Here is a 16,855-nt window from a genome sequence, read left to right as displayed (position 1 = left end):
CGCCGGCCCCGGCCCTCAGCCCGCGCCCCGCTTCCGGATCAGCGACGCGCCGGTCATCTCGGCCGGCTGGTCGAGCCCCATCAGGTCGAGGAGGGTGGGCGCCACATCCGCCAGGCGGCCGTCGGCCAGGGACACGCCGTCGACGCCGATGAGCAGGGCCGGCACCGGGTTGAGGGTGTGGGCGGTGTGGGGCTCCCCGGTCTCGGGATCGCGCATCATCTCGCAATTGCCGTGGTCGGCGGTCACCAGCAGCGCCCCGCCCTGCGCCGTCACCGCCTCGACCACGCGGCCGAGGCAGGTGTCGACGGTCTCCACCGCCTTCACGGCGGCCGCGAGACTGCCGGTATGGCCGACCATGTCGGGATTGGCGAAGTTCAGGATGATGAGGTCGTAGCGCCCGGAGCCGATCGCCTCCACGGCGCGATCGGTGAGTTCCGGCGCCGACATCTCCGGCTGCAGGTCGTAGGTTGCGACCTTGGGCGAGGGCACGAGGACCGCGTCCTGCCCCGCGAACGGTTCCTCGCGGCCGCCGTTCATGAAGTAGGTGACGTGCGGGTACTTCTCGGTCTCGGCCATGCGCAACTGCGTGCGGCCGGCCCGGGCCACGGTCTCGCCGAGGCCGTTGGGCAGGTCGAGGGGGCCGAACAGGGTCTCGGCGAAGGCGTCGATCTCGACGCTGTACTGGACGATCCCTAGGGCGGCGGCGAACCGGACCGTCCGCGCGCGGTCGAATCCCGCGAAGGCCGGGTCGAGGAGCGCCTCCAGGATCTGCCGGGTCCGGTCGGCGCGGAAGTTGAAGCACAGCAGGCCGTCGCCGTCCCGCATGCCGGCATAGTCGCCGATGATCGCGGGCCGCATGAACTCGTCCGACACGTCCTGCGCGTAGGACGCGGCGACCGCCTGCCCGGCCCGCTCGAACCGGGTCCCGCGCGCCTCCGTGAGGGCGTCGTAGGCCGTCTGGACCCGCTCCCAGCGCCGGTCGCGGTCCATCCCGAGATAGCGGCCGCACAGGGTGGCGATGCGCGCGCCCTTGGGCAGGGTGGCCGCCACATCGGCGATGCAGGTGGCCGCGGAGCGGGGCGGCATGTCGCGCCCGTCGGTGAAGCCATGGAGACGGACCGGGATCCCCGCCGCGACCAGCAACCGCGCCAGCGCCACGGCGTGGTCCTGATGGGCGTGGACGCCGCCGGGCGAGAGCAGGCCGACGAGGTGGCAGGTGCCCCCCGATGCGCGGAGGGTCTCGATGAACCGGATCAGCGCCGGATTTTGGGCGAGCGAACCGTCGGCGACGGCGGAGTCGATCCGCGGCAGGTCCTGCAGGACCACGCGGCCCGCCCCGATATTGAGATGCCCAACCTCGGAATTGCCCATCTGCCCCGCGGGGAGGCCGACATCGGCGCCGAAGGTTTTCAGCTGCGCCCGGGGATGCGCCTGCATCAGCGCGTCGAAGACCGGGGTCTTGGCTTGGTGGACGGCGTTGTCGGCCACCGCGTCCCGCAGACCCCAGCCGTCGAGGATCACGAGCATCACGGGACGCGGCGTACTGTCGGGCACGGTCACAACTCTCCTGCGCTGCCGCACGCGGGGCGCGGCCGGTCTCCGGGCCCTGCGCGGCCGGATCGTTGCGCGTGTCGATAATCGCCTTGGCCCCGTGAGGCCACCGCCCCAATGGGCGAATGGGCGACGGATGCGAGAGAGCGTCGGGCTTCTGACATGGCAGGGCCGCGCCCAGCCCATCGCCAGGCGCGGCGCCGGCCCGGCGTCAACCGGTCAGTTGACGCGCGCCGCGTCGGATCCCGGCGGGACGCCGAGCCCGGGCCGCTTGCGGCGCAGGGCGGCCCGGAGGACGGTCCGCCAGTAGCCCGGATGGGACAGGAACCCCGCCGCCCAGGACAGATGCATGGCCACCGCCGCCGGTCCGCTCAGGAGCAGGACGGGGTCCCGCGCCTTGAGGGCCAGGGCGAGGCCGCACAGGCCGCAGGCTCCGGCGTAGAGCAGCAGCGGGATCAGCAGGGCGGGCATCAGGGCCGCCAGGGGCAGGGCCGCGACGGCGTAGAGCAGAACCAGGGCCGGCAGCATCTGGCGGGCGCGCGGCAGGCTGGCGTGCTTCTCGAGGGTCCGCGCGCAGCCGCGACCGTACTGACGGTATTGCCGCGCGAGGCTGCCGAAGCGCGCGCGGGGAAAATACGTGATCGCGAGGTCGGCGGCGAGGTAGATCCGCCCGCCCGCCGCGCAGAGCCGCCGGTCGAGCTCGGCATCCTCGTTGTGGGTGAAGGTCTCGTCGTAGCCGCCCACCCGCAGGAACGCCCGCCGGTCGAAGGCCGCGTGGTGGCCGTGGGCGACGTAGCCCGAGATGCCGCCCTGCCGGTGGGCCGAGCCGCCGTTGCCGAGGCGGCTGTTCTGCGCCGCCGCGATGGCCCGCTGCAGCGGCGTGACCCCGACGGTCCGGAGCGGCACGACCACCGAGACGGCTTCCCGCAGCTGCATCGTGCCGACGAGGTTCTGCACGAACCCCTCCGGATAGACGGCGTGGCAATCGGCGCGGACCAGGTAGGCGGAGGCGGGATGCGCCAGCCGTGCCGCGAGGTTGAGGGCCGCCGCCTGGATCCGGCGCTCGTTGTGGACGAGCCGGATCCGCGGATCCCCGGCGCTCAGGGCGGAGACGATCGCGCAGGTGCCATCGCGGCTGCCGCCATCCAACACCAGCAATTCGCAGGCGACCGCATCCCGGTCGGGCAGAACGGACGCGATGGCCTCGGCGATGTGGCCGGCCTCGTCGAGGGCCGGCATGGCGATCGTCACGAGCGGAGCACCGGCGGCGCGCGCGGGGGTTCTCGTGGGTGATCTCATGGGGGCTCTCCCGACACCGGGCCCCGGTGGTCGGCGGATCCGGGCCGGCCGTTCCGGAGGGAAGCGGACGCCGACGGTCCCGCATCCGAGGGCTCATCTGCCGTGATTGGCCGCGATTACGGTCATTGATCACAACCACCACTTCGGTTGGCCGCACCGATACGACGAAAGGTGTAATTCTGACCGCCCCACCGCAATGATAGCCCGTTCCGGCGGGACAGCCGGACGGCTCGACAGTCGATTCGAACCGGATCCCGCGAGCTCGATCACGGGCTCGAAGCGTCATGCGGGACCCCCTCGAATGATGAAATCTTTGGATGCGCTTGCCCTCGGCCCGTCGGAATGCGGGCTGACCGAACAGCGAGGCGATCCGTCGACGCTGCGGGTCACCGAGATTGCGCCCGACGACCGGATCATCGCCTTCGACGCCGTGGGCCTCTGGCAGTATCGCGGTCTCTTGCGCGTCCTGATCCTGCGGGACCTGAAGGTCCTCTATCGTCAGACCGCCCTCGGCGCCTGCTGGGCGATCGCACAGCCGCTCTTCACCGTCCTGATCTTCACCGTGATCTTCGGCCACTTCGCCAAGATCCCCACCGACGGCGCGCCCTACGCGCTGTTCGCGGGCAGCGCGGTCGTCCTGTGGACCTACTTCGCCGAAGCGGTCCGGCGCAGCGCCAACGGCCTCGTGGCGGAGGCCGAACTCATCCGCAAGATCTACTTCCCGCGGCTGGTCATCCCGCTCGCCACGGTGATCTCGCCGATGGTCGACTTCGCCATCGCGCTGGCCGTCATGCTGGCCCTGATGGTCTGGTACGGCGTGGTGCCGGACTGGCACCTCGTGCTGGCCGTCCCGACACTGATCGTCACGGCGATGCTCGCCCTCGGGGTGAGTCTCTGGCTCGGCCCGATCAATGTCCGCTTCCGGGACGTCAAGCACACGCTGCCGTTCCTGATCCAGATCTGGATGTACGCCTCGCCGATCGTCTACGCGTCGAGCATCGTGCCCGCCTCGGTGCGCTGGCTCTACGCACTCAATCCCATGGTCGGCCTGATCGAGGCGTTCCGGTTCGCCGTCCTCGGCGGGACGCCGCCCGACGCCTTCGCGATCACGGTCTCGGTCACGGCTGCGTTCGTCCTGCTCGTCAGCGGACTGATCTTCTTCCAGCGCATGGAGCGCTCCTTCGCGGATGTAATCTGATGTCGATGGCAATCAGCGTACAAGATATCGGCAAGCAGTACTGGCGCGCGCCGCGAGCCGCGCACCAGAACTCCCTGCGCGACGCCCTCAGCGAGGGCGTCCGGGGCCTCCTGTCCCGCCGCTCCGAGGCGCGCCCGGCACGGGAATCCTTCTGGGCGCTCAGGGACGTCAGCTTCGGCATCAAGCACGGTGAGAATGTCGGCATCATCGGCCTGAACGGCGCCGGCAAGAGCACGCTCCTCAAGCTGCTCTCACGGATCGCCGCCCCCACCACCGGCCGCATCCGCCTCGAGGGTCGGGTCGGTGCCCTGCTCGAAGTCGGCACCGGCTTCCACAGAGAGCTGACCGGCCGGGAGAACATCTTCCTGTACGGCTCGATCCTGGGCATGGGCCGGCAGGAGATCGCCGACAAGTTCGACGCGATCGTCGCGTTCTCGGAGATCGGAGACTTCATCGATACGCCGGTCAAACGCTACTCGAGCGGCATGTATGTCCGGCTGGCCTTCTCGGTCGCGGCCCATCTCGAGCCCGACATCCTGCTCCTGGATGAAGTCCTGGCCGTCGGAGACTACGCCTTCCAGAGAAAATGCATGGACTTCGCCCATCGCCTGCAAGCGAGCGGCGCCACCATCCTGATCGTGTCGCACAACATGTTCAGCGTGAAGACGATGTGCAAGCGCGTGATCTACATCAAGAACGGGACGGTGGCCTATGACGGGCCCGTGGATGCGGGCCTCAAAATCTACGAGCAGGACAGCTACCTGTCCCATCCCTCGTGGTACAGACCCGAACAGTCGAGCCAGGACTTCCGGATCACCGGCGTCGAGATCTTCGACGCGGCCGGAGAGGGCAAGACGGTCTTCTCCCACGGCGAGCGGATGCGGATCCGCATGCGGTATGCGGCCGATCTGCCGATCCACGACGCGAACGTCTCCTGCTCCTTCACCCGCGCCGACGAGACCCATTGCTGCACGTTCAGCACGCTGCTCGACGCGGCACCGGTGCCGGTGATCGCCGGTACGGGGACGATCGAGCTGCTGACACCGCCGCTCCGGCTCACCGCGGACGATTACCGGGTGTCGATCTCCGTGCGCCGCAAGGGCTTCGACACGATCGCCGACGCCAAGATCGGCGCCCGGTTCCACGTTCAGCACCCGGATCTCGATCCGTACATCTTCGGCATCTTCCACGAAGAAGGTCACTGGACCTTCGGCAGGTAGACTTATCGGGAAGGCAAGGAACCATGAGCACGGTCGATGTCGTCGTCCCCTGCTACAATTACGGCCGCTACCTCCGCGCATGCGTCGACAGTATCCTGACGCAGCGCGATGTGGACGTCCGGATTCTCATCATCGACGACATGTCGAACGACTCATCCGAAGAGGTGGGACGGGCCCTGGCCCGGGAGGATGCCCGCGTCACCTATCGGCGCCACACGGTCAACCAGGGACACATCAAGACCTTCAACGAAGGAATCATCGACTGGGCCACGGCCGACTACACGCTGCTGCTTTCGGCCGACGACATGCTGACGCCCGGGGCGCTCGCCCGCGCGGCGCAGGCGCTGAACCGGCATCCCGAAGCGGGGCTCGTCTGCGGGATGGCGGTGTCCCAGGCCGGCGACGTGGAGCCGGTGGCCGTCGCCGACGCATCGGACCCGGAATGCCGGCTCGTCCCGGGGCGCACGTTCATCAAGCGCTTCTGCGACTTCGGAAACCAGTTCGCGTCCCCGGTCGTGATCGTCCGCACATCCGTCCAGCATCGTCTCGGCGGCTACAATCCGAAGATGCGGCACACCTCCGACATGGAGATGTGGATGCGCTTCGCGTGCCATGGGCCCGTGGTCATCCTGAATGCAAAGCAGGCCTACTACCGCTGGCATAATCAGAACATGAGTTCTCATTACTATGCACAGGCGATCAGCGATCGCCGTGAGCAGATGGAAACCTGCCGCGTCATCCTGCAGGAGCAGGGAGACAGGATCCCCGAGCTTCAGGGATGGGTGGCCGCGATGCAGCGGCGGATCGGACGCGAACTCCTGATCACGGCGAGCAACTCCTTCACCCTGCATCACGACGACGACTGGAAGGAGATCCTCGCAGCTGCAGCGGAGTTCGATCCGCACCTGCTCCTGCGGCGCGACTGGTGGAAGCTCGCCCTGAAGCGGGTGATCGGTCGTCCGGCGCTCCATACCTTCCGCAGGCAGCTGCACCGATCGAACGGACGGTCGATCCGGGACTGTCGTCTCGACTGGACGAACCATGGCGAGGTCACCGGCTGGTGGCCCGCCTGAACATCCTGTCGCGGACGGTGGCTTCTCGGCGCCGCATGTCAGCACAGGTGCAATCGAGCGGAGGACGACGTGCAGAGGCCCGTCATAAACGTCGCATTCGGCATCGATCAGTCGTACATCCCACAACTTCGTGTGGTCATGCGCTCGATCGAGACACGAAACGAACGCAACCCGCTGCGGTTTTTCGTCTTCCATGACGGCATCGACGCGGCCAGCCGAGCCCAGGTTTCGACCCGGCGCGCCACGATCGAGTGGATTCAGATCTGCGATCCGGTCCTGCTCGGGTTCGACGCCCATCGCCCGAGCATGAGTCGGGCGACGTATTTCCGGTTGATGATCCCGCGATTTATGCCGCCTGACGTCAGCCGTGCGATCTATCTCGATTCCGATCTCATCCTTCAAAGCGACATCGCCGAACTCTGGGACTTCGACCTCGGCGCCCATGCGCTCGGAGCCGTGGTCGATGCCGGCCTCAACCCGCGCGACTTCGCCGCGCGGTACGGCCTGCCGGCCCAGGGCCGATACTTCAACGCGGGCGTGCTCCTGCTGGATGTCCAGAAACTCAGAGCGGACCAGAGCTTCGATCACACGATCGCGCTCCTTGCAAGCAACGTCTACGATTACGACGATCAGGATGCGTTGAACATCAGCTTCTGGAACCGCTGGACCAGCATTCCACCGGACTGGAACTTCCAGCGCAATTTCCTCTACGAGAAGTTCGCAACGTGGACCGCCCTGACCCGGAGCGCCCCGCGGCCGAAGATCATCCACTTCACCGACGCGACCAAACCCTGGCGCCGCGACGAATGGCATCCTCTGGCGTGGCTTTACCTGAAGGAGCTGCGCGGTGCCGAGTTCGGCCTGAGCCTCCTGCGCAATGCGGGCATCGGCTTCAAGACCCGGCTCAAATGGCGTCTGCGCTGGCTGCTGTGGAATTTCAGATGCTTCTGCAGATGGAACCTCGGCCTCCAATAGCGAAGCCGGCCTTCTCCTGAGTTTCTCGGAAGCGTGCCGGCGCCGAACGCGCCGACGCGGCCCCGGTCGAACCCCGACACGCCACGGCGCCCGACATGAAGCTGACCTACTTTGCCGGCGATCCGCCGAACTTCGGGGATGAACTCAACCCGCTGGTCTGGAGCGCGATGCTTCCGGACGGCTTTCTGGATGATCGCGAGGAGGCGCTGTTCCTCGGGATCGGCTCGATCATCCAAGACATCTACCCGAGATCGGCAAGAAAATACGTTATCGGGTCCGGCTACGGCGGCTATTCGGCGATGCCGGACGTGCATGACGGATCCTGGGACGTCCTGTTCGTCCGTGGCCCCGGGACCGCGCGGCGCCTCGGCCTCCCGGCGGAGCGGGCGATCTGCGATCCAGCCGTCCTGCTGCGCCTGCTGCCGCTGCCGGAGGCCGCGTCGGGCATCACGGTCGCCTTCATGCCGCATTACGAAAGCCTGGAGCGTGGCTTCTGGCAGGTGGCCTGCCGGATGGCGGGCGTCACGCTGATCGATCCCCGGGACGATGTCGGGCGGATCCTGTCCCAGATCAGGGGCGCCAGGCTCCTCATCACCGAGGCGATGCACGGCGCCATCGTCGCCGATGCCCTCCGCACGCCCTGGATCGCCGCCAAGCCGCTCCATCACTCGCATCGCATGAAGTGGCGGGACTGGTCCGAGTCCCTCGAGATCGACCTGCGCCCGCATGCCTTGCTGCCGAGCAACATCCGCGAGATGTATCACGCCGTTTGGCCCAACGCCGAAGTCTGGCGCGCGGCGCGTTCGAGCACGATGCCGACTCTCAAGCCCGTCAATCAGATGCTGACCTGGATCGCCGCGAAGCGTCTGCAGCAGCTGTCGCATGCGGAGCCGCAGATGAGCCGCGACACCCGGCTGGATGCGGCCGTCGACGGAGTCGCCTCTGCCATAGATCGGTTCGTTCGGTCCCGCGGCGGTTCGGGCCTGCGCGCGACCGGGCGGGCATCGGCTTCGGCCCGTTCCGCGTCGATGCGGTCGATGCGCTTGACGGCGTGAGGGCGGCCGCGGGGGCGATCCCGCCGATCCCCGTGACGGCCCGGCTGGCGTCCGATCAGATCGGCCGATGCATCGAGGCCATCTGAACCAGCGCCCTTCGGCAATCCCGGCGCGCGACCAGATGATAGGTCGCGCGGACCGGGAAGACCCTCAGCGCTCCGACGATGGCCCTGAAGGCCCGGCGCTTCTGGCCGCGCGAGGCTGCGGCGATCATGATCGTGACGAAATACCAGTAAAAGTGCTGCAGCGTGCCTTGATACGCCCTGAGGAACGCGAGGGGCGAGGGCCAGATACGCCATTCCGGCACACTATGCCTGAAGAAGACCAGCCGGTCGTAGGCAAGACGGTCGTACTGAATCGCGTCGTAGGTGCCGTGGGCGCGGCCGCGGAAGAGCATGCAGGGTGTCTCGACATAGCCCAGGGTCCGCCGGCGGGCGATACGGAGCTGCCAATCCAGGTCTTCTCCACCGATGAGCGTCTCGTCGAACAGACCCACCAAATCGCGGACGCGTCTGCGGACCACGAGTGTGCCCAGTTGAGGAAAGTAGCCGCTCAGCATGGTCCGAAGAAGCGCGTCGCCGACGCCCGGATGCCGTTCCGGCCAAGGGGCGGAGGGATTCTTCAGGTCCGGGTCCGTGCCGACGGCCTGCCCGAGAACGCCGTCCAAGGCGGGATCCGCATCGAGGACTGCAATCTGCGCACGCACATTCCCCGGAAGCCACGCGTCGTCATCGTCGAGGAAAGCGATGAAGTCGCCGGTCGCCAAACGCAGGCCCGCATTCCGTGCCGCGCTCGGCCCGCGGCGCTCCACCGCCACGTAGGTGGCCCCGAACGCCTCGGCGATCGCCCGGTTCTCGCACGCGCCCCCATTGTCCGCGACGAGGATTTCAAACGCGAGATCGCGATTTTCGAGGCGCCGGATGCTTGCGAGCGCACCGCGCAGAAGATGGGGCCGCCGGAATGTCGGCACGATGACCGAAACCAGCTTCGGACCGTCTTGCATCGGGGCGCCTCCCAGGCCGATGGATCTGCTGCGACATGACAGGGCAGTACGGCCTCGGACTGTTGGAGCACCCCGAGACGCCGGAGATCAGACCCATTCTTCCCACGCATCGAAGGCGCCGCGCAGCAGGGCCTGGAAGATCAGATCATGGTCGAAGCAGGTGACGAAGGTCCGCCCCACGGTGCCCTCAGGTTTGGTCTCCTCCGCCTGCGCATAGAGGGTCCGGTAGCCGGCCTCGCGGGCCGCCTGTTGGGCGAAGGGCGTCCAGTTCATCGATTGACCGAGCGGGATCGCGAAGCTCGCCGGAGCGACGCCCAGGCGCCGCGCGATGATGGCCCGGGAGACGACGAGTTCCTCGACGGTCCGATCCGTGTCGAGGCGCCCGAAATCCGGGTGCGTCACCGAGTGGCTGCCGATCTCGACCCCGGCCGCAGCGAGCGCCTCGATGGCGCGCCAGTCCAGGATGCCGCGCGGCCCGGTCTCGGGCCGGTCCAGCCAGCCCGCCACGATGAACAGGGTCCACGGGATCCCGTAATCACGCAGGATCGGGGCCGCCGCGCTCAGCACGCTGTGCCAGCCATCGTCGAAGGTGATGGCGAGGTCGCGGGCGCCGCCGCGTCCCTCGGCGATGGCGGCCGCCGGCACGAAGCGGTAGCCCAGACGGAGCGCCCGCTCGATCTGATGCCGGAAGCGCCCGGGGGCGACGTCGTTGACGCCGCATTCCGGCTGGCCCACCGAGTGGTAGCAGAGGATGCGCCCGCCCGGCAGGGCCCGACGCCGGCGGCCGAGGGCGAGCGTCGTGCGCTCGCAGGCCATCCGGGCGGCGGCGACGCGCGGGCGGGTCAGGCCGACCGTCCGGGCGAGGCTCTTGACCGGTGCGGGGATCATCGCAGGGCGGCGCGCAGGCCGTCGACGACCTGATCCTGCGCCGCCTCCGTCATCGCCGCGTAGAGCGGCAGCAGGATCGCGTGGTCGCGGGCCCGCTCGGATTCCGGCAGCGCGAACCGCCGCGGCGCCTCGGCGTAGGGCGGCTCCAGATGCGCGCACATGATGCCCCGGCGGGTGGCGATGCCCCGGTCGAGCATCGCCTGCATGACCGCCTGCTGGTCCGCATCGTCCGGGAGGCGGACGCAGTAGCTCTGCCAGTTGCTGCGCAGCCCCATCGGCTCGGGCGGCGGCGTCACCCCGGGGAGGTCGGCCAGCCGCACGCGGTAGCCGTCGGCGAGGTCGCGGCGCCGGGCGATCAGGTCGGGCAGCCGCTTCAGCTGCTCCCGGCCGATGGCCGCCTGCACGTCCGTCATCCGGTAGTTGAAGCCCGCGATGGCGTATTCCTCGACCACCACCCGGGCGCTGCCGTGGCGGGCGATGTCGGAGACGCTCATCCCGTGCTGGCGCAGCAGCCGGAAGGTCCGGTCCCACGCGGCGTTGGCGGTGGTGATCATGCCGCCGTCGCCGGTGGTCAGCACCTTGCGCGGGTGGAACGAGAAGCAGGCGATGTCCCCCGCCGGGCTGCCGATCGGCCGCCAGACGTCGCCCTGGAGCCGCTCGGAGCCGATGGCGCAGGCCGCGTCCTCGATCACCGGGATGCCGGACCGGCGCCCGATCGCCACGATCGCCTCCAGGTCGCAGGGCATGCCCATCTGGTGGACGCAGACGATCGCCTTCGTCTTCCCGGTGATCGCCGCCGCGGCGGCGTCCGGGGCCATGTTGTAGGTCGCCGGGTCGATGTCGACGAAGATCGGCGTCGCCCCGCACTGGGCGATGGCGTTGGCGGTGGCGATGAAGCTGTGGCTCACCGTCACCACCTCGTCGCCGGGGCCGACCCCGACGGCGAGGAGCGCGAGATGCAGCGCGGTCGTGCAGTTCGAGACCGCGCAGGCATGGGGCGCGCCGACGATCGCGGCGAACTCCGTCTCGAAGGCCGCGACCTGCGGCCCCTGGGTCAGCCATCCGGAGCGGACGACGGCGGCGGCGGCCTCGGCCTCGGGGTCGCCGACTTCGGGCTTGGCAATCGGGATCATGCCAGCGCCCGCCGCAGGTGTTCCGAGCGGGACTCGTCCTGCCACCAGGCGACGAGGTCGGCGAGGCCCTCGGCCGCGCCGATCTTCGCCTCGAAGCCGATCAGCGCCTTGGCGAGGCTCGTGTCGCAGAGGCGCCGGGGCACCGGGTTCACGGCCCGCTCGGCCTCGTGGATCAGCGGCGTGCCGTCCCGGCCCATGATCCGGGTGAGGTGGCCGGCGAGGTCGACCAGCGAGGTCTCGACGCCGGTGCCGACGTTGAGCACCACGTCGGTGGCCGGCGAGATCGCCGACAGGATGTTGGCCCGGGCGATGTCGCGGACATGGACGAGGTCCATGGTCTGCAGGCCGTCGCCGAAGACGATCGGCGACTGGCCCTCGGCCAGGCGCTGCATCCAGCGGACCATGACCTCGGTGTAGCGGCCGGTCAGGTCCATCCGCGGGCCGTAGGCGTTGAAGTACCGGAGCGCGACGTAGTCCAGCCCGTACATGTCGTTGAACGAGCGCAGCAGACCTTCGCCGAAGGACTTGGCGGCGCCGTACAGGGTCCGGTTGTCGTAGGGGTGGTGCTTCTCGGTCGTCGGGAAGACCTCCGCCATCCCGTAGACCGAGGCCGAGGAGGCCATCACCACCTTGGCGACGCCGGCCTCGACGCAGCTCTCAAGCAGGTTGAAGGTCGCGGCGGCCATCACCTCGAAGGCGTGGCGCGGCTCTGCGGCGCATTGCGTGATCCGCAGGGCCGCCTGGTGGAACACCACGTCGGTGCCCTTGACCAGCGTCTCCATCAGGGCGCGGTCGCGGATGTCGCCCTGGACGAGGCGGACGCGGCCGGAGCCGAGGGCGTCCCCGAGATTCTCGGGGCGGCCGCGGATCATGTTGTCGATGGCCACGATCTCGTCGCAGCCGGCCTCGACCAGAAGGTCGATGATGTGCGAGCCGATGAAGCCCGATCCGCCGGTGACCAGGATCCGGGTCCCGCGCAGGTCGCCGCTGAACCGGCTTCCCTTGGTGACCTCACGCAGCTTGGGCATCGGCGACCTCGCAGTAGCTCGCGACGGCCCGGCAGACGGTGTCGATCTGCGCGGACGTCATCTCGGGGAACATCGGGAGGGACAGGGTCCGGGCGGCCAGCCGCTCGGTGACCGGCAGGCGGCCGGCGCCGTCGTCGAGGTGACTGTAGGCGGGCTGCCGGTGGACCGGGACGGGATAGTGGATCCCGGTGGCGATGCCGGCCGCGTTGAGGTACTGGCGCAGCCCCTCGCGGTCCGCCGTCGACACGGCGTAGACGTGGAACACGTGGTCGAGCCCGGCGGGCGCCGGCAGCTCCAGGCCGAGGCCCGCGAGCCGGGCGCCGTACTCCGCCGCCACCGCCTGGCGGGCGCGGGTCCAGCCCTCCAGGTGCGGGAGCTTGACCCCCAGCACCGCGCCCTGGACGCCGTCCATGCGCAGGTTGAAGCCGTGGCGGACGTGGTTGTACTTGCCCTGCTGGCCCCAGTCGCGCAGGCAGCGGGCCGCCGCGGCGAGGTCGTCGCGGTCCGTGACGATGGCGCCGCCCTCGCCGTAGGCCCCGAGATTCTTGCCGGGATAGAAGCTGAAGCAGCCGATATCCCCGATCGTGCCGGCCTTGCGGCCGCCGCGCTCGGCGAGATGCGCCTGGGCGGCGTCCTCGACGAGGGCGAGCCCGTGGCGGCGGGCGATGGCGCCGAGCGCGTCGAGATCGGCCATCCGGCCGTGGAGGTGCACCGGCAGGATCGCCTTGGTGCGGGGCGTGATCGCCGCCTCGACCAGGGCCGGGTCCATGGTCCAGGTGACCGGGTCGATGTCGACGAGGACCGGGGTGGCCCCGGCATACAGGACCGCCGCGACCGTCGCCACGAAGGTCGACGAGACCGTGATCACTTCGTCGCCCGGGCCGATGTCGAGGGCGAGGAGGGCGAGGTGCAGGGCCGCGGTGCCGCTGCTGACGGCGACCGCGTGGCGGGCGCCGCAGGCCTCGGCGAAGGCCGTCTCGAAGGCGCTGACCGCCGGGCCGAGGACGAAGTCGCCGCTGCGCAGGACGTTGAGGATTGCGGTCTCGACGTCGCCGCCGATCGCCGCGTACTGCGCCTTGAGGTCGAGGAAGGGGATCACGAGGCCCTCGCAAGTGGCATGAGGTCGATGGGCGCACCGTTCTGGCGCAGGGAGCGCATGGCGGCTTCGAGCATCTCGACGACGCGCAGGCCGCTGTGGCCGTCGGTCATGGGCGCGGTGCCGTTCTCGATGGAATCGGCGAAGTGCTCGATCTCGACGATCAGCGCCTCGCGGAAGGACAGGTGCGGCGACCACATGTCGCCGGTCCGGTAGGAGACCATCAGCTCGGTGATGTCGTCCGAGCCGCCGCCGACCGTGACGCCGCGGTCGTAGACCTTGACCTTCTCGATCGGGTCGAGGTCATTGTAGACGATCATCTTCTTGCTGCCGCCGATCAGCGTCTGCCGCACCTTCACGGGCGCGAGCCAGTTGACGTTGATCTGCGCGACCACGCCGCGCGGGTAGAAGACGGTCAGGTGGGCCATGTTCTCGGGACGGCCGCTGAAATGGCCGGTGCCGCTCGCCGAGATCGCCACCGGGGCGAGGTCCAGGATGCGGTCGAGGATCGCGAGGTCGTGGACCGCCAGGTCCCAGATCACGTTCACGTCGCGCTGGAACAGGCCGAGGTTCACCCGGGTCGAGTCGTAGTAGAACACGTCGCCGATGGCGTCGGTCGTGACGAGCTCGTGGATCTTCTCGACCGCGCCCGTGTAGACGAAGGTGTGATCGACCATCAGCCTCAGGTTGCGCTTGGCCGCCTCCTCGATCAGCAGCCGGGCCTCGAAGGCCGAGGGCGTGATCGGCTTCTCGATGAAGACGTGCTTGCCGGCCCGGAGCGCGTTGATGGCGATCTCGAAATGCGAGCTCACCGGCGTCGCCACCATGACGGCGTCGATCGCGGGATCGGCCACGAGGTCGCGCCAGTCCTGATGGAGCTGGACGGCGGGGTAGCGCTTGCCGGCCCGGGCGAGCGCGGCGGGCGACTGGTCGGCGATGGCCACCAGCTGGCAGCGCTCGCTCTCCGACGTGCACCGGGCGAGGTTCGGCCCCCAGTAGCCGTATCCGACGATACCGATCGAGATCATGAGTGCATTCCCCTCAAGCAATCTGCAGAGGCTCGGCCGGCTCGGGCCGCGGCGACTGGACGGAACGGGCGCGCGCGGCGCTTTCGGCGCGCTTGGTGCGCGTGTCCCCGACGACCCGCGCGGGGCATCCGGCGACGATAGCGAAGGCCGGGACATCCCGGGTGACGACGGCACCGGCGCCGACCAGGGCGCCCTCGCCGATGGTGATCCCCGCCACGATGGTGGCGTTGGAGCCGATGGAGGCGCGGGCCTCGACCACGGTCTCGACGAGCTCCCACTCGCCGTCCCGCTTCAGGCTCCCGTCCGCGTTGGTGGCTTCCGGGTAGAGCTCGTTGGTGAAGACCACGCCGTGGCCGACGAACACTTCGGCCCCGATCGTGACGCCCGCGCAGATGAAGCTGTGCGAGGAGATCTTGCAGCGCGGGCCGATATGGCTGCCGCGCTGGATCTCCACGAACGGGCCGATGCGTGAGCCGTCTTCGATTCGACATCCATAAATATTGACCAGATCTGGGTACAATATGCCCACATCAGAACCAATATTGACATCATTAATCGGCATACCGGTCGCTCCACCCGCCGAATTTCCGTGCGGTAAAGCTGCACAGAGCTGCAGGTGGCCGGGAACCCAGGCTTTCGATGTCGTTCGTCCGTCGAAAGGCGAATAGCGTCTGCCCGATGCTGCCGGCCGTCGCGATCCGGCGACGCTCCGGTCGCCGCGCCTACGCCGAAAGGCGGGGATCCTGCCCCGACGGGACGGCGCCGGCCCACCTTTTGGAGGAGTCCCGGCGGACTTTGCCGTTACGCATCATGCCGCCTCAGCCACCCATAAGCCCGTGAGGCCGACGCGCGGTTCGCCGCTCGATGGCCACGCCCGGACATGGCAGCGCATTCGAGGGGACGACGCGTGTCGAGGATTCTGGCGAAGACTGAGCCTATGCCTGCCGGATATCGGTCCGCCGTCACCCGGCGCGCCTCCCGAGCCGGCATCATGGCCTGCCTGCTCGCCCTGTTCACGGTCCCCGCGGCGGCGGAGTACCGGATCGCCCCCGGGGACACGATCGAGGTGTCGGCCCTGAGCCTCCCGAACTTCAAGCAGGAATCCACGGTCTCGACCGATGGCGCCCTCATGGTCCCGCTGCTCGGGGACGTGCCGGCCGCCGGCCTGACCCTCGCGGAGCTGCGCCGGAACCTGCAGAAGACCCTGGCCGCCAAGGCGGTGCGGCAGCGCGGCCCGGACGGCAGGGAAACGATCGCCGTGATCGAGCCGGACGAGATCGGCGTGCGGGTCGCGAAGTACCAGCCGATCTACCTGAGCGGCGACGTGACCAAGCAGGGCGAGCACCCGTTCCATCCGGGCATGACCGTCCGGCAGGCGGTCGCCCTCGCGGGCGGCTACAATCTCCTGCGGTTCCGGATGGAGAACCCGATCATCGAATCCGCGAACCTGCGCGCCGACTACGATGCGACCTGGGCGAGCATCGCGCGGGAGAATGCGACGATCTGGCGCCTGAAGGCGATCATCGCCGCGCCGCGGGACAGGAGCGCCCCGGCCGCGGACCCGCAGGCCGCCTCGGGCGGCCGCCCGACACCGGCGCAGAAGCTCGCCGAGCAGCAGCTCCGGATCCAGCTGACCGACATCGCGAAGGAGAAGGAGCATCTGCAGCGCTCCCTCGCCCGGGCCCAGACGCAGTACGCGAATCTCAGCGAGCAGCAGGTCAAGGAGAAGGAGGGCGTCAACGCCGATGCCGAGGAGTACGACACGGTGCGTGCCCTGTTCCAGCGCGGCGCGGTGGTCACCACGCGGCTGACCGACGCCCGGCGGGCGGTGCTGCTCTCCTCGACCCGCGCCCTGCAGACGACGGTCCAGCTCACCCAGCTCGACCGTGACAAGAGCGACGTCGCCCGCAAGCTCGAGCGGGTCGAAGACCTGCAGGCCATGGACGCCCTGGAGAAGCTCCAGGCCGCGGAGAGCAACCTGTCGGCACTTCGCTCGAAGCTGAACAGCATCAACGACAAGCTCGTCTACACCGGCGCCCTGCGGGCCCAGCTCCTATCCGGAAGCCGGGCGCAGGCCGCGATCTCGGTCTTCCGCCAGGGCAGCACGTCCCGGACCCAGCTCGACGCCGCCGAGGACATGGAGCTTCAGCCGGGCGACGTCCTGGAGGTCGCGCTAAAGCCGGATCCCACCCTGCGGGGCATCGGTGACGGAGCCGGCCAGAACTGACGCCCCCCGGTTCGGCACCCCATGGGCCGAGCCGACACCCCCTTTGACAGAGAGCGCTCCGAGGCGGTGTCCGCCGCGGTG

Annotated in this window: 15 protein-coding genes; 6 read left to right on the top strand and 9 right to left on the bottom strand. The window is 69.0% G+C overall.

The window, feature by feature from the left end:
- Positions 1-15 precede the first annotated feature (15 nt).
- Together gpmI and PQI07_RS08910 are read right to left on the bottom strand one after the other, a co-directional pair.
- A complete protein-coding gene (gene gpmI / locus PQI07_RS08915; RefSeq protein WP_274927699.1) occupies positions 16-1,527 on the bottom strand; it encodes a 2,3-bisphosphoglycerate-independent phosphoglycerate mutase in 1,512 nt (503 codons plus the stop codon).
- A 243-nt stretch (positions 1,528-1,770) separates the two neighbouring features.
- Entirely contained in the window at positions 1,771-2,850 is a 1,080-nt protein-coding gene (locus tag PQI07_RS08910; protein ID WP_274926470.1) for a glycosyltransferase family 2 protein, read from the bottom strand.
- A gap of 301 nt (positions 2,851-3,151) precedes the next feature.
- On the opposite strand from PQI07_RS08910, the gene PQI07_RS08905 reads away from it, so the two are divergent.
- From PQI07_RS08905 to PQI07_RS08885, 5 genes are all read left to right on the top strand, one after another.
- Positions 3,152-4,048, top strand: a complete 897-nt coding sequence (locus PQI07_RS08905; protein ID WP_043355138.1) for an ABC transporter permease — start codon at positions 3,152-3,154, stop codon at positions 4,046-4,048.
- Positions 4,048-5,268 (top strand): ABC transporter ATP-binding protein, encoded by a 1,221-nt coding sequence (locus tag PQI07_RS08900; protein ID WP_043355139.1) that lies wholly within the window; start codon positions 4,048-4,050, stop codon positions 5,266-5,268. Before PQI07_RS08905 ends, PQI07_RS08900 begins: the two co-directional genes overlap by 1 nt.
- A gap of 23 nt (positions 5,269-5,291) precedes the next feature.
- Complete coding sequence (locus tag PQI07_RS08895; RefSeq protein ID WP_274926469.1) at positions 5,292-6,341, top strand: glycosyltransferase family 2 protein; 1,050 nt, start codon at positions 5,292-5,294, stop codon at positions 6,339-6,341.
- A 69-nt stretch (positions 6,342-6,410) separates the two neighbouring features.
- On the top strand, positions 6,411-7,316 hold the full coding sequence (locus PQI07_RS08890; RefSeq protein WP_100794033.1) for a glycosyltransferase family 8 protein: 906 nt from the start codon (positions 6,411-6,413) through the stop codon (positions 7,314-7,316).
- A gap of 95 nt (positions 7,317-7,411) precedes the next feature.
- A complete protein-coding gene (locus tag PQI07_RS08885) occupies positions 7,412-8,371 on the top strand; it encodes a polysaccharide pyruvyl transferase family protein (protein WP_210165931.1) in 960 nt (319 codons plus the stop codon).
- Between the two features lie 55 nt (positions 8,372-8,426).
- Here the strand turns inward: PQI07_RS08885 and PQI07_RS08880 are convergent, their stop codons facing one another.
- The 7 genes from PQI07_RS08880 to PQI07_RS08850 form a co-directional block, all read right to left on the bottom strand.
- Entirely contained in the window at positions 8,427-9,374 is a 948-nt protein-coding gene (locus PQI07_RS08880; protein ID WP_274926468.1) for a glycosyltransferase family 2 protein, read from the bottom strand.
- An 87-nt stretch (positions 9,375-9,461) separates the two neighbouring features.
- Positions 9,462-10,262, bottom strand: a complete 801-nt coding sequence (locus PQI07_RS08875; RefSeq protein WP_274926467.1) for a polysaccharide deacetylase family protein — start codon at positions 10,260-10,262, stop codon at positions 9,462-9,464.
- On the bottom strand, positions 10,259-11,395 hold the full coding sequence (locus PQI07_RS08870; RefSeq protein WP_182591421.1) for a DegT/DnrJ/EryC1/StrS family aminotransferase: 1,137 nt from the start codon (positions 11,393-11,395) through the stop codon (positions 10,259-10,261). Before PQI07_RS08870 ends, PQI07_RS08875 begins: the two co-directional genes overlap by 4 nt.
- Positions 11,392-12,423, bottom strand: coding sequence for an NAD-dependent epimerase/dehydratase family protein (locus PQI07_RS08865; protein ID WP_043355148.1), 1,032 nt, complete (start codon positions 12,421-12,423; stop codon positions 11,392-11,394). Before PQI07_RS08865 ends, PQI07_RS08870 begins: the two co-directional genes overlap by 4 nt.
- Complete coding sequence (locus tag PQI07_RS08860) at positions 12,407-13,522, bottom strand: DegT/DnrJ/EryC1/StrS family aminotransferase (RefSeq protein WP_043379175.1); 1,116 nt, start codon at positions 13,520-13,522, stop codon at positions 12,407-12,409. Before PQI07_RS08860 ends, PQI07_RS08865 begins: the two co-directional genes overlap by 17 nt.
- Entirely contained in the window at positions 13,519-14,547 is a 1,029-nt protein-coding gene (locus PQI07_RS08855; protein ID WP_274926466.1) for a Gfo/Idh/MocA family protein, read from the bottom strand. The genes PQI07_RS08860 and PQI07_RS08855 overlap by 4 nt, the downstream gene beginning before the upstream one ends.
- A 13-nt stretch (positions 14,548-14,560) precedes the next feature.
- Positions 14,561-15,109 carry an acyltransferase gene (locus PQI07_RS08850; RefSeq protein ID WP_053609327.1) on the bottom strand — a complete coding sequence of 183 codons (549 nt, stop codon included), beginning with the start codon at positions 15,107-15,109 and terminating at the stop codon, positions 14,561-14,563.
- Between the two features lie 375 nt (positions 15,110-15,484).
- Here PQI07_RS08850 and PQI07_RS08845 point away from each other — a divergent pair, with 375 nt between their 5' ends.
- Complete coding sequence (locus PQI07_RS08845) at positions 15,485-16,774, top strand: polysaccharide biosynthesis/export family protein (protein WP_043379172.1); 1,290 nt, start codon at positions 15,485-15,487, stop codon at positions 16,772-16,774.
- The last annotated feature ends 81 nt before the right edge of the window (positions 16,775-16,855 follow it).

It is taken from the genome of Methylobacterium sp. 092160098-2 (genome assembly GCF_028920805.1).
GTDB lineage: Bacteria > Pseudomonadota > Alphaproteobacteria > Rhizobiales > Beijerinckiaceae > Methylobacterium > Methylobacterium fujisawaense.
Note: the sequence above shows the minus strand (reverse complement) of the source record. Positions and strands in the feature narration are given on the sequence as shown.